13 protein-coding genes are annotated in these 13,428 nt (G+C 44.0%); 5 read left to right on the top strand and 8 right to left on the bottom strand.

Annotated features, from left to right (window positions below):
• The first annotated feature begins 95 nt into the window (after positions 1–95).
• The 5 genes from ACFSTG_RS06595 (at position 96) to ACFSTG_RS06575 (ending at position 4,609) form a co-directional block, all read left to right on the top strand.
• Positions 96–578 (top strand): GNAT family N-acetyltransferase, encoded by a 483-nt coding sequence (locus tag ACFSTG_RS06595; RefSeq protein WP_380749941.1) that lies wholly within the window; start codon positions 96–98, stop codon positions 576–578.
• Positions 575–1,825 (top strand): aspartate kinase, encoded by a 1,251-nt coding sequence (locus tag ACFSTG_RS06590; RefSeq protein ID WP_380749937.1) that lies wholly within the window; start codon positions 575–577, stop codon positions 1,823–1,825. The genes ACFSTG_RS06595 and ACFSTG_RS06590 overlap by 4 nt, the downstream gene beginning before the upstream one ends.
• 26 nt (positions 1,826–1,851) lie before the next feature.
• Positions 1,852–3,675, top strand: a complete 1,824-nt coding sequence (locus ACFSTG_RS06585; protein ID WP_380749934.1) for a GNAT family N-acyltransferase — start codon at positions 1,852–1,854, stop codon at positions 3,673–3,675.
• 83 nt (positions 3,676–3,758) lie between these two features.
• Positions 3,759–4,409: an SDR family oxidoreductase gene (locus ACFSTG_RS06580; protein WP_380749931.1), complete on the top strand. Its 651-nt coding sequence runs from the start codon at positions 3,759–3,761 to the stop codon at positions 4,407–4,409.
• A complete protein-coding gene (locus tag ACFSTG_RS06575; RefSeq protein ID WP_380749928.1) occupies positions 4,409–4,609 on the top strand; it encodes a YwbE family protein in 201 nt (66 codons plus the stop codon). The genes ACFSTG_RS06580 and ACFSTG_RS06575 overlap by 1 nt, the downstream gene beginning before the upstream one ends.
• Positions 4,610–4,643: 34 nt before the next feature.
• Here the strand turns inward: ACFSTG_RS06575 and ACFSTG_RS06570 are convergent, their stop codons facing one another.
• The 8 genes from ACFSTG_RS06570 to serS all read right to left on the bottom strand — a co-directional run bounded on the left by ACFSTG_RS06570 (position 4,644) and on the right by serS (position 13,353).
• Positions 4,644–5,864, bottom strand: coding sequence for an MFS transporter (locus tag ACFSTG_RS06570; protein WP_380749925.1), 1,221 nt, complete (start codon positions 5,862–5,864; stop codon positions 4,644–4,646).
• A gap of 125 nt (positions 5,865–5,989) precedes the next feature.
• Positions 5,990–6,940, bottom strand: a complete 951-nt coding sequence (locus tag ACFSTG_RS06565; protein ID WP_380749922.1) for a 2-hydroxyacid dehydrogenase — start codon at positions 6,938–6,940, stop codon at positions 5,990–5,992.
• Positions 6,941–6,946: 6 nt separating this feature from the next.
• Positions 6,947–7,312 (bottom strand): cupin domain-containing protein, encoded by a 366-nt coding sequence (locus tag ACFSTG_RS06560; protein WP_380749919.1) that lies wholly within the window; start codon positions 7,310–7,312, stop codon positions 6,947–6,949.
• A 235-nt stretch (positions 7,313–7,547) separates the two neighbouring features.
• The gene (gene mgtE, locus ACFSTG_RS06555; RefSeq protein WP_380749916.1) at positions 7,548–8,900 is read right to left on the bottom strand and encodes a magnesium transporter; all 1,353 of its coding nucleotides are present in this window, start codon (positions 8,898–8,900) and stop codon (positions 7,548–7,550) included.
• Positions 8,890–9,732: a 16S rRNA (adenine(1518)-N(6)/adenine(1519)-N(6))-dimethyltransferase RsmA gene (rsmA, locus tag ACFSTG_RS06550; RefSeq protein ID WP_380749913.1), complete on the bottom strand. Its 843-nt coding sequence runs from the start codon at positions 9,730–9,732 to the stop codon at positions 8,890–8,892. Before rsmA ends, mgtE begins: the two co-directional genes overlap by 11 nt.
• Before the next feature lie 36 nt (positions 9,733–9,768).
• Entirely contained in the window at positions 9,769–10,077 is a 309-nt protein-coding gene (locus tag ACFSTG_RS06545) for a DUF4286 family protein (protein WP_380749910.1), read from the bottom strand.
• A gap of 28 nt (positions 10,078–10,105) precedes the next feature.
• On the bottom strand, positions 10,106–11,890 hold the full coding sequence (locus ACFSTG_RS06540; protein ID WP_380749907.1) for a tetratricopeptide repeat protein: 1,785 nt from the start codon (positions 11,888–11,890) through the stop codon (positions 10,106–10,108).
• Between the two features lie 191 nt (positions 11,891–12,081).
• On the bottom strand, positions 12,082–13,353 hold the full coding sequence (gene serS, locus ACFSTG_RS06535) for a serine--tRNA ligase (protein ID WP_380749904.1): 1,272 nt from the start codon (positions 13,351–13,353) through the stop codon (positions 12,082–12,084).
• Positions 13,354–13,428 lie beyond the last annotated feature (75 nt).

Here is a 13,428-nt window from a genome sequence, read left to right as displayed (position 1 = left end):
CGAACAAAACTAACCCAAATTAATTTAAGCAACTATAACGATTTCGTAAATTTTATCTAAAAATCAATTTCTACTTTTGTTGTAAAACCAGGTCTATGGAAACTGTTATTAGAAAAGGAAGAAAAGAAGATATGCCGGCCGTTCTTGAATTGATCAAAGAACTGGCAGCATTTGAAAAGGAACCCGATGCGGTGATCACCACCGTGGAAACTCTGGAGAAGGAAGGATTCGGTAAAAACCCTCTTTTTCATGTTTTTGTAGCCGAAGTTGACGGGAAGATCGAAGGTATGGCATTGGTGTATTACCGCTTCTCTACCTGGAAAGGCCGTACCCTGCACCTGGAGGACCTTATTGTAAAAGAGGAAAAAAGAGGGACCGGACTTGGGAACGCACTTTACAAAAAGGTCCTGGAATTCGCCAGGGAGCAAGGTTTGAAAAGGGTGGAATGGGTAGTTCTGGACTGGAACAAACACGCTATAGATTTCTATGAACGTAGTGGCGCCAATGTTTTAAAGGACTGGTACACCGTACAAATGGACGAGGACGGGATCATTAAATATGTTGAAACCAACTCATGAAAATATTCAAATTTGGAGGAGCATCAGTAAAGGATGCCGAGGGTGTTCGAAATGTGCTGAAAGTCCTTGAAGCCAATGGCAACAGCAATAAGGTGATTGTGATCTCTGCCATGGGTAAAATAACCAATGCTCTGGAACTTGTACTTAAGCAATATCTTGAAACGGGAAAATATCAGGAGAGCCTTCAGCCGGTAAAGGAATATCACTATAAAGTACTCGATGATCTATTTGGACCCGGGAAGGCCACGACTCTGGCTAAGATCAACGGGTATTTCAGGGAATTGGAGAATTTCCTGCAACATAACAGGTCGCAACAATATGATTTTGTCTATGACCAGGTAGTAATATATGGCGAATTGATCTCGACAACTATTGTTAGTGATTATCTCTCTTCCCGGGAGATAAAAAATGACTGGCTTGATGCCCGTAATTGTATCAGGACTGACGACACTTACCGGGATGCCCAGGTACAGTGGGACGAAACCCAGTTTCAAATAAGGAAAAACGTCAAGCCTGAAAACCTCACCATCACCCAGGGATTTATTGGAGCTGACAGCAATAACTTTTCTACCACTCTCGGCAGGGAAGGAAGTGACTATTCCGCAGGGATCTTTGCCTATTGTCTTAGTGCAGATAGTGTCACCATCTGGAAAGATGTGCAGGGAGTTTTGAATGCCGATCCCAGATTTTTTGACAATCCCAGCCTTCTGGAGCAGATCTCTTATGAAGAGGCCATTGAACTTGCGTTTTACGGCGCATCGGTTATTCATCCTAAAACCTTGCAACCTTTGCAGAAAAAGGAAATCCCCCTTTATGTACGCTCTTTTATAAATCCGGAAAAAGCGGGTACTACGGTAAGAAAAGGACAGCAAATATCCCCAAAAGTGCCATGTTTCATCGTTAAAAAGGACCAGGTATTAATATCCCTTTCCTCCCTTGATTTCTCGTTCATTCTGGAAAAGAATATTAGCCATATTTTCAATTTACTGCATCATCACCAGGTTAAAGTAGACCTCATCCAGAATTCGGCCATCAGCTTTTCAGTTTGTGTTGATAATAAATTTAATAACTTGGAGAAATTAATCCAGGAATTAAAAGCCACATACAGGGTCACTTATAATACCGGCGTATCTCTTTACACCATTCGTCATTTTGATGAAGCAGCTATTAAGGAGCTTGAAAAGGACAAAAAGGTACTGCTAAAGCAAATTACAAGAGAGACGGTACAACTGGTGGCAATTCCTTAATTATTCAGAATAAAAAAAAGCAATCAATGGGAATTGTAAGTGCAAAGGAAGTTGCCAAGGTAATGAATCTCGATAAATTCGGATTTTTAGGTACCTCAATGGGATGGATCATTCTGCAAACCACCCGACTCTCAGTGATCAATAAAGAATATGAAAAGAGAAAAGACTTTCCGGCACCCCGTTTTATAGATTCTATTCTGGAAGCCTTCGAAATAGATTTTGAGATCCCGGAAGAGGACCTGAAACGTATCCCAAAGAACGGTGCCTTTATCACCATTTCCAACCATCCTTTAGGTGGTATAGACGGGATGATCCTCTTAAAGCTATTGCTATCCCGGCGGGAAGATTATAAAGTTATCGCCAATTTCCTGTTGCAGCGCATTGACCCTTTACAGCCATATATTATGCCCGTTAATCCTTTTGAGGAACACAAAGAGGCCAAATCCAGCATGAAAGGGATCAAGGATGCCATTTTACACCTTAAGGAAGGGAAGCCCCTGGGCATTTTTCCGGCAGGAGAAGTATCTACTTACAGGGATAAAAGGATGATCGTGGACAAGCCATGGGATCCTGCGGCCATTAAACTTATCCAGAAGGCCGGAGTACCTGTGATACCTATTTATTTCCATGCGAAGAACAGCACGTTCTTTTACAGGCTGGCTTCTGTCAGCGATGTATTGCGCACGGCAAAATTACCCAGTGAAATGCTTTCCCAGAAGAAAAGGAAGATAAAGGTACGCATAGGAAATCCGGTTTCACCACAGGATATAAAGGAGACACCTACTATTGAAGCGCTTACTGCTTTTTTAAGGCGCAAAACCTACATGCTTGCCAATGCCTTTGAAAAAAAACCTTTTTACAAGAACCTGCCAAAGAACCTAAAAAAAACAAAACCACCTCAAAAGATCGTAGATCCCACCGCTCAAAATCTAATGATGGAAGAAGTGGAAACCTGCCGAAGACTGGATAAGCGCCTGCTGGAAAGTAAGAATTACGAGGTTTTCCTGGCCAAAAAAGAAATAATCCCCAATATTTTAAAGGAGATAGGGAGGTTAAGGGAGATCACCTTCCGGGCTATTGGAGAAGGAACCAATCTACCTATCGACCTTGATAAATTTGACGACTATTACTACCACATGTTCCTTTGGGACAATGAGACCAACCAGATTGCCGGAGCCTACAGAATGGGAATGGGAGCTGAGATCTATGAAAAATACGGGATCAATGGATTCTATCTTCAGGACCTGTTCAGGTTTGAACCCGAACTTCACGAAATGATGAGCCAATCCATTGAAATGGGCCGCGCCTTTATCTGTAAGGAATACCAGCAGCGACCTATGCCCCTGTTCCTTTTATGGAAAGGCATAGTTCATTGTACCCTGCGATTCCCTCACCATAAATTTCTGATAGGGGGAGTAAGCATCAGCAATAAATTCTCCAATTTTTCAAAGTCCCTTATGATCGAATTTATGAGATCTCATTATTATGATCCTTATATAGCGCAATTCGTAAGGCCTAAAAAAGAGTTTAAAGTGAAGCTGAAGGATGGGGACAAGGATTTTGTCTTTGATGAGACCCGGGCAGACCTCAATAAGTTCGACAAGATCATTGATGAAGTAGAACCGGGAAGCCTTCGCCTGCCGGTACTCATAAAAAAATACATCAAGCAAAACGCAAAGGTAATTGCATTCAATGTGGACCCTCTGTTCAATGATGTCGTTGATGGACTTATGTACATAAAGATCGCAGACCTACCGGAAGGTACGGTAAAACCGGTTATGGAAGAATTACAGAAGGAGCTGGAGCACAAGGTTACCGAAATGAGGAAAAATGCCCAGGCTTCGAATTAAGAGTTTTCTTCCTTTAAATAACTTCAGGTTGGATTTGCCTCTTTTGATGCTTAACTTGCTATTTCAGAAATAAAATTCAGAAAATGGAAAAAATATTGATTGTTGGTGCTACAGGAAGCACAGGAAAACGCATTATTGAGATCCTCAATAACAGCCAGAGTTTTGATCCTGTCGCCATGATAAGAAAAGAAGAGCAAAAGGACATTTTTGAAGATATGGAGGTGAAATGGGTGCTTGCCGATTTGGAGCAGGATGATTTTAGCCAGGCTTTAAAAGGAATTGATAAAGTGATATTTGCAGCAGGATCTGGCGGTAAAACCGGCCCGGACAAAACCACCGAAGTTGATGAAAAAGGAGCAATCAAGATTATTGATGCCGCCAAAAAAGCAAAAATCAAGAAGTTTATCATGCTAAGCTCTATGGGTGCCGATGAACCTTCAAAACACAAAGACCTGGAGCATTATTTGGAGGCAAAGGCCGAAGCTGATGAACATCTTCGGGAAAGCGGCCTGAAATATACAATTTTAAGGGCCGGAGCACTTACCGATGATATGGGATTGGGAAAGGTGAAACTGGCGGGCAAATTGGGAGCGCCGGGAGAAATCCCCAGGGATGATGTGGCTTTTCTGCTCATCATGTCCCTTGCCGACCCATTAGTACAAAACATGACCTTTGAGGCTGTGGAAGGAGATGAACCCATCAAATCGGCAATGATCGAACTCAGCCGCGGATAATGAAGCCACTTCGGAAAGATATCACTCCCGGAACAAACGTCAGTATTGTTCAAAAACAGGACCAGCGTTCCGGGAAATTAACAGAGGGGATCGTCGCTAATATTCTCACCAAATCCCCTTCCCATCCCCACGGAATTAAAGTAAGGCTGGAGACAGGGGAAGTAGGAAGAGTTCAGAAGCTCGGGAAGGACCCCGGTTGATCTCACTCACCTGTTTTTAGTAAATGGTGCATTTTCAAGCGGTCTCACTCTTTGTCTGATCCTGATACGATCTGATTCGCTGGTTGTTCAGAATAATGGTCCCCATTACTGTAAAGATACCGGCCATGATGTATTCAAAACTAACTCCGGCATCCATGAGTAATCCAACGACCAATGGTCCCAAAGCTGTGCTAATGACAGAGAACATAGTAAAGACACTTCTTATCACGCCCATTTTTTCAGTGCCGTAGAGTTCAGCAATAAGAGCAGTTTTCACCGTTCCCGATACTCCCATACTTACTCCCGCGGTAACCAGGAAAATAAGGGCCCCCAGTATCCCGTCCATAAAGGCAAATGGTAGGAGCCCAATGTTGATAGGGATCAAATAATACCTAAACAGTCTTCTGGCTGTATACTTATCCACCCAGATACCTCCAAAGAGAGAAAAAAGGAACCTGGTGACCGCATACACGGTAAAGAAAGTTGCGTAAAGCTGAACCGACCAGCCTTTGTTCTCCACGAACACGTATTGATAAAAGAAGATGGCCGTAGCCGCAAAACTAAGGATAAAACTAGCCGGCATCATTACCCCAAACCTGCTGTCAAAAACCACACTTTTATAATCCTTTAGTAAGGACCATGGGGAAGGGCTTCCCTTTTTTGAAAGCTTTTCATCAAAATTCTCCAGCCTGCTAAACTTCAGCCGAATTAAGTATAGCAGTAAACCCCCTCCACTTGCTATTGCCGCTACACGCCAGTCAAACCAACTTATCAAAAAGGCAATGATAAGTGGAAAAACGGCCTCCCCCACAGAAAAGCCCAGGGAGGAAAAACTCAGGGCTTTTCCACGATCGGCTACGAATTGTTTAGACATGATCGTCATGCTTATATGCGTAAGCAGTCCCTGGCCGGAGAGCCTGAGACCTGTAATTGCAATAATGAGGAGGAAAATATTCTGAGAAACACCCAGGAGGATGCTTGAAAGTCCAAGACCAATAATGGTAAAAGTGGTGACCTTTTTTACCGGTTTATGATCTACCGTATGACCCACAGAAAGCATTACGAAGGAAGCGGCAATTGTACAACCGGCATAAATGGCTCCAAAAGCCCCTTCAGAAATTCTGAAAGACCTGATGATCTCCGGGACGTAAAGGGAAATAAGAAATGTTTGGCCGAAGCCGGAAAGCAGCGTGAGCAGCCATCCAAAGCTTACCGTTCGGAAGTTTCTTTTAAGGAAGAAAAAGTAGTTTTTCAAATCACCAGGTTTTTTCCTTTTCAAACCTGCAAAGGTAAAAGCCGTATCCCGGCAGGTAAAAAGTTAGTCCAGTTTTAGTATAAGTTTAGTATATGGAGTCGATTTAATAGACGGACTGTACCATATTACCGGGACGCCTCCTTAAAATGATCTAGGATCTTTCGAGCAATAGTATCGGCTAATTTGATATGGCTCTCATAGGTCCACCCAGCCACGTGTGGGCTAAACAGTACGTTTTCCAATACCAGTAATTCCTGAAGTGCCTTTGGGACCTCCCCTTCGGTAAAAAGGTGTTCAAAAGAGCCTTTTTCATACTCCAGCACATCAAGGCCTGCTCCCATGATTTTTTTCGAATGTAAGGCAGCCACGAGATCTTCGGTCACTACACTTTTACCGCGTGCAGTGTTCAGCAGCCAGAAAGGTTTCGCAAAAGCGGCAATGAAATCCTTGTCTACCATCCTGTTGGTTTCAGGGGTCCAGGGAGTATGAAGGCTAACGACGTCACATTGGCGGCGGAATTCTTCAAGGGAAACCTGCCCGGCAAATTCATCTCCCACTCCGTCCAAAATGTCGTAACAGACCACCTTAACATCAAAACCCTGAAGCTTTCTCGCAAAAGCTTTCCCCATGTTCCCGTATCCAATGATACCCACTGTTTTCCCTTCCAGTTCGACTCCGCGGTTCGCTTCGCGATACCACAAGCCTTCACGCACCTGCCTGTCCGCCTGGTTCAATTTGTTGAACAGGGAAAGCAACATTCCAAGGGTATGTTCTCCAACTGCATTCCGGTTACCTTCGGGGGCAGAGAAAAGGGCCACCCCTCTTTCTTTGGCATAATCTACATCAATACTTTCCAGGCCTGCCCCTACGCGGGCAATGAATTTAAGATTTGGGGCAGCCTTCAGAAAATCCCTGTCTATCCTGAAGCGGCTTCTAATTACGATCCCGTCATAGAGATGCTGGTTCTCCAGGATCTGCTCAGGTGACTGATCATAGGCTTCAATATTTTCATGTCCCGCGGCTGCGAGTTGTTGAATTAAGGTAGGATGGTTACTGTCTGCATGCAGAATGATCATAGAAAATCAGATTTTTGGATAATCGGTTTGAGTGAGCGAATCCTCCACATTCCCGGTATGCCGGGTGCTGAGCTTCTCGAAAAGCATGATATGGACCTCCTCCCCGTTTTTGGTCATGGGGCAGTGCTTCACTCCTTTAGGAACAATGATGATCTCACCCTCCTTCACGGTCTCGGTCCTGTCCTCAAACTGAAGGTATAAAGTACCCTTCAAAATCTGGAACAATTCGTCCTCTTCATCATGTTGATGCCACACAAATTCCCCTTTCACTTTCGCTACCAGCACCTGCATGTCATTGACCACACCTATTTGGTGGGGGTGCCAGTGCTGACTAAACCGGGTAAGTTTTTCCTTTGGATCAATAGCTTTCATAAATCGCTTTTTGGAAACTTCTTTTTCAGTAGAAACTAAATTACTAAATCAAATTGGGGGCAGGGATTGCAGCAGCATCTTTTTTGGCCTTTTGGGACAAAAAAATATAGCGGAAAGCCTGCAGGCCCGGTGCGCAGCAGCTCCAAAAAAGAAATTCCAAATAACAAATTCCAAAATCCAAATCTTCAAATAAGTAGCACTGAGCAGGTGCTGAATTAGAAGTCCCTTTGCTTTTTTAAAATCCCAGAATAACTTTTGCGATGGTAAAATAGATAAGGATCCCAAAAATGTCATTGCTGGTAGTGATAAAAGGCCCGGTAGCCATTGCAGGATCAATTCCGAATTTATCGAGGATAATAGGAACAAAAGTCCCGATAAGTGATGCGATCACTATCACAGAAATAAGCGAGATCCCCACGGTCATCCCAAACCAGAAATCGAAGCCTAGCAAAAATATTCCTCCCACAATGAGGAGCAAAGCAAGGGCAGCGCCGTTCAATAAACTAAGCAGGATTTCCTTAACAAGACGGTTCCATAAAGAACCGCTAAGACTTTGATTTGCCAGACCCTGTAAAATAATGGCTGAAGACTGTACTCCCACATTCCCGGCCATTGCAGCGATCAAAGGGACGAAAAAGAACAGGGCGGCATGTTCCTGCATGGCCGCATCAAAAGTCCCCAAAACGGTAACCGATACAAAACCTCCAAGCAGTGCGAGGATCAACCATGGCAAACGCGCGCGGGTGAGCCTTAAAATAGAGTCATCTGCCTCTACATCTTCAGAGATACCTGCAGCCATCTGGTAATCCTTTTCAGCTTCATCCTTTATAAAATCCACAATATCATCAATGGTCACCCGTCCTACCAGCCGGCCCATTTCATCTACTACAGGAATTGCCTCCAGGTCATATTTCTGCATGATACGGGCGACCTCATCACCTTTGGTGTGCACATTCACATAATCTACCTTAGGGATATATATGTCACTGATATTTGCCTTACTGGGCGCGGTAAGAAGATCCTTTAAAGAGAGTCGGCCCTTTAATTTCCCTTTGTCGTCTACTACATAAATGGAATGCACGCGGGTAACGTTCTCTGCCTGGGCACGCATTTCGGTCATGCAACCGGTAACACTCCAGTTCTCATTGACCTTCACCAGCTCCTTGGCCATTAAACCCCCGGCTGAATTTTCGTCATATCGCAGCAGTTCCACAATATGCTCGGCGTGCTCTTCATCAATGATCTCCCCTATTACCTCCTGTTTTCTTTCTTCGGAAAGCTCGGCGATAATATCGGCAGCATCATCTGTATCCATATTCTCGAGCTCCTCGGCGATCTCTTTGGCCGAAAGGTTGTCAAGAATACGCTCCCGCACGTCTTCCTCAAGCTCCATAAGGGCTTCGGAAGTTTGCGTGCTGTCGAGAAGTTTGATGATATAGGTAGCTTCATCGAGATCAAGATCGCTGATGATCTCTGCAATATCGGCATGGTGGACCTCCTCCAGCAACTGCAGGAGCTCTGTATCACGCTTTTCTTCAATGAGAAGCTGAATGTTGTCGATATATTCTTCGCTTACCTCAAACTGCATGTGGTTCGATAATTTGGGTCAATTCAATAAATCGGGCAGTACTGAGCTGCTCCGGCCGCAGTCCAAAGATACTATCTTCTTTGATATCTTCTGGCAGGTCAAATATCTTCAAACTATTGCGAAGGGTTTTTCGTCTTTGCTGAAAAGCGGTCTTCACCACCCTGAAAAAAAGTCTTTCATCACAGGGCAGGGAAAAATCAGCTTTCCGGGTCAACCTCAGCACCCCGCTGTCAACTTTTGGCGGCGGATCAAACACGGTGGGCGGAACGGTGAAAAGATATTCGGCTTCATAAAAAGCCTGTACCAGGACAGATAAGATCCCGTAGGCTTTGCTTCCTTCCTTTTCACAGATGCGTTGTGCTACTTCTTTCTGAAACATACCCGAAAATTCAGGAATGTAATTCCTTAACTCCAGCATCTTGAAAACGATCTGTGTGGAAATATTATAAGGGAAATTCCCGATGATGGCAAATTCATCCATTCCAAAGATCTCACTTACATCATATTTCAAAAAGTCTTTTTCATGGATCTTCCCTTCAAGGACGGGATAATTTTCCTGGAGGTAAACCACGCTCTCGGTATCGATCTCGATCACTTGAACATCAATTTCCTTTTTCAGAAGGTATTTGGTAAGAACGCCCATTCCCGGACCAATTTCCAGTACATGGTCGTAACCCTTATAAGTAAGGGTGTCAGCAATTTTTGAGGCTACATCTTCATCCCTCAAAAAATGTTGCCCCAGGTACTTTTTCGCCCTTACCTCTCCCTGGGTTTCTTCATATTTGGTTCGACGGCCTTTTGCCGGACCTTTTTTGCCGTAGTTCTTCTTCATGTACCGGATTTTTGGCTCCTGAAAAGCCTGATGGAATTATTGTTCGCTTATCACCTCAAGCTCGGTTCTGAAAGCCACAAATTTACCTTCAAAAGCCGCACTTTTCGCCCGCATATGTGGTGCATCCTCTTCATAATACTTCTGGAGCATCTCCCGGCTTCCCGTTGTGTATTGTACAGAATAGGTGACCCCGCCCATTTCCTCGTTTACCATAACCCTGGTCATGAGGGCCTTTTGAAATTTCCCGGTGTTGAGCATCTCGGGAATGTGCCGGGTTTTCATCCATTCCACCCACTCATCGTGAACGTCCTCCTGGATGTTTATAGTAACATTATAGATATACATCGCTAAAAAATTTTTGGGAAAGAAGAGACTATTCGAGTTCGTCACCTCTTAATTTCCGGAATTTCTTCCGGGCGTCGACAAAGTAAATACTATCAGCGTAATTAAAGATAATTTTTTCATAAAACTCCTGCGCTTTTTGTGGTTGTCCCAATTGCAGCGCATACAACTCGGCAAGACGAAAATGGGCATTGTCACTTAACACACCATCTTTATAGTACTCCACGATCTTCAGGTAGTTTTCTTCAGCTTTGGTAAAATCCCCCGAATCTTCATACAGAAGTCCCTGTTTATAAAGGGCATCATCCTCGATCCTTTCCCCTTTGTGTTGGATAAGAATTGTATCTAAGATCTTAATTGCCCGCGAGTCTTTTTCCTGAAAAGCCAGGAGATCTGCCCGGGCATATTGCTTCAAAGCTGTTTGAGTGGAATCTTCAATTGAATTTTCAGAAATGAGCAGGCTTAATTCCATTGCATCGTTGGCGATTAATTGAGAAGTTGCCGACTTCAACACATCAAGCTGGATGGTTGCCCATTCGAAATCTCCTTTATAATAACTGGTCTTGGCCACCTTAAAACGGGCCATCTGCGCCAGCACATCATTTTCAACCAGATTCTGGACCTGAGTATAATAAATAAGTGCACTGTTAAATTTTTCATCCAGCACGAGAATATCGGCCAGGGCCATTTTAACGGCAGCTTCCTGGAATTTATTTAATCCCTGGTCAAGATATGCCTTTAGAATGGCCTCCCCCTCTGCGATCTTCCCCTGCCGGAAACTGAGAAAATTAGCAAAGTCGATCTGCAGTGACAGCATATTTAAGCCGGTACCGTAAGTGTTGAAAAGTTCACGATAGGAGTTTTCAATTTCGGGATACTGTTTCTCCGGAAGAGTATCCTGAAGGATATTAAGCTTTAACTGGTGCGCCTGCAGCTTAACTTCCTCCTGTGGGGTTTCCTCAATAATAAAGTCAAGTACCTCAAGGGCGGTTTCTGGCTGTCCTTCTTCGCTGGCCATTATCGTAAGGCGCATTAAAGAAGCTAAGCCCTCCTGCGACCTGCGGTAAATTGCTTTTTCCTGTAAAAAAGCTTTCTGAAATTCCTTTTGCTGAATAAAAAGCCAGCTTAGCATTTCGTTATAGAGTATGTTCTGGTCTTCCTGAAGTTTTTTCAGCAGTAATTTCCTGAAGATAATATTGGCTTCATTGACCGGATCATCTGTTATGAACTGCCCGTAGATACGGCTTACTCCCGGCAACAGTGCAGGATTGTTACCTAATACATTTATATAGTTGCTAAACATTTTTTCGATCTCCCCCTGCTCCCCGTACAAACGCGCGAGTTGAATGCTGTATTCGGCATCTGGGTTCATCTTCATTCCAAGTTCGTAAGCAGCAACGGCATTGTCAAGCATGCTGTACTTTTCAAAAGTACGTGCGATCGAAAATGCGAAATTTGGTCTTGATTCTATTGCCCGAAGGGCTTCATCAAAAAATTTCTCTGCCTGTGCCGGGTTCTTTTGAAGGGCAAAGTTCTGGCCAAGCTCTACCAGGTAGTGAGGAGAATTGGCCGTAGTATTGAGTTTATCCTTCAACAGTTTTTCTGCCTTTCCAAACTTTTCCAGTTGCTGATAGGTCGCTATAAGGCCAAAAAAGATCTCTGCATTATTCGGTTCATTGTCCAGCAGTTTCTCATAGATATTTTCCGCTTTTTCAAACTCCCCTCTATCAAAATAATTCTTCGCCAATTGCTCAGTTTGTGAAAAACCGGAAACAGCGAAAAAAAGCATCAGGATCAAGGCGTAAATAAACCGCATTCAGTAGTTTTTAATAAAGATAAGAAAATGCAAATTCAGAACTTTGAAAGAGAGGGAATTATTGACCGGTAAATAAGTTTTAGAGGGAAAAGACTCTATTTCTTCCGAAATATTTTCTCGTTGAATCAAACAAAAAACCTCACAGGTTTTGAAAACTGTGAGGTTTTAATTCTATTTATTAGTATCCGGGATCAATTGATCATATCGAAACCGGTATAGGGTATAAGAACTTCCGGCACCTGAATTCCTTCCGGAGTCTGGTAATTCTCAAGGATCCCCGCCAGTACTCTGGGCAATGCCAGGGAACTTCCGTTAAGGGTGTGGGCCAGCTGCTTTTTGCCGTCGGCAGTTTTGTAACGCAGCTTCAACCTGTTCGCCTGGAATGTTTCAAAGTTTGAACAGGAACTGATCTCCAGCCAGCGGTCCTGTGCGGTTGAGAACACTTCAAAGTCGTAGGTGAGCGCCGAGGTGAACCCAAGGTCTCCTCCGCATAACCTCAATATTCGATAAGGCAATTTAAGTTCTCTCAGAATATCTTTCACCTGTTCCACCATGCCATCAAGAGCTTTATAGGAATCTCCAGGTTTTTCGATACGTACGATCTCCACCTTGTCAAACTGGTGCAGGCGGTTCAACCCGCGCACGTGCGCTCCGTAAGATCCCGCTTCTCTCCTGAAACAAGGGGTATATCCGGTACAGGCAATGGGAAGATCACTATCAGAAAGCAGCTCATCCCTGAACATGTTGGTCACAGGCACTTCGGCGGTTGGGATCAGGTACAAATTATCTTCGGTAACGTGGTACATCTGCCCTTCCTTATCGGGTAGCTGTCCGGTACCGAAACCTGACGCTTCATTTACCATGAGTGGCATCTGGTATTCTGTATAGCCGGCGGCCACATTTTTATCCAGAAAATAGGAAATCAGCGCCCTTTGTAACCTGGCTCCTTTTCCTTTATAAACCGGAAATCCGGCCCCGGTGATCTTATTTCCCAGCTCAAAATCGATTATATCATATTTCTTTGCAAGTTCCCAGTGTGGCAGCGAACCTTCGGCCAGTTGCGGCACTTCTCCCTCCCTGAAGATCTCTTCATTATCTTCTTCTGAAGCTCCTGCAGGAACAAGGGGGTTGGGAATGTTAGGAATGTTGTACAGGTGCTTTTCCAGGGCAGCTGTTGTTTCTGTTAGCTTTTCTGAAAGGGTTTTGGATCTCTCTTTTAATTCGGAAGTTTCCTCCTTCAGGCGGTTTGCCTTCTGGTGTTCTCCGGTTTTGAACAGCAGCCCGATCTCTTTGGAAAGTTTATTTGATTCCGCCAGGGTATCATCAAGTTCAGCCTGTGTGGATCGACGGGTCTCGTCAAGATCCAGCACTTCGGAAAAGAGCTGTTGGGCATCAAAATTTCTCTTTTTCAAGGCCTCGATATACGCCTCTTTATTCGCCCGAATATTGGCTACCTGTAACATAAGTTCTGCTTTTTGAAATTTTACTGAAATGAATTCTTCAGTTAAAGGAACAAAAATAGCAAAAGCCTTAAAACA

The organism is Salinimicrobium flavum (assembly GCF_042684505.1).
Taxonomy (GTDB): Bacteria; Bacteroidota; Bacteroidia; order Flavobacteriales; family Flavobacteriaceae; genus Salinimicrobium; species Salinimicrobium flavum.
This window is presented reverse-complemented; position numbering and strand designations above follow the sequence as displayed.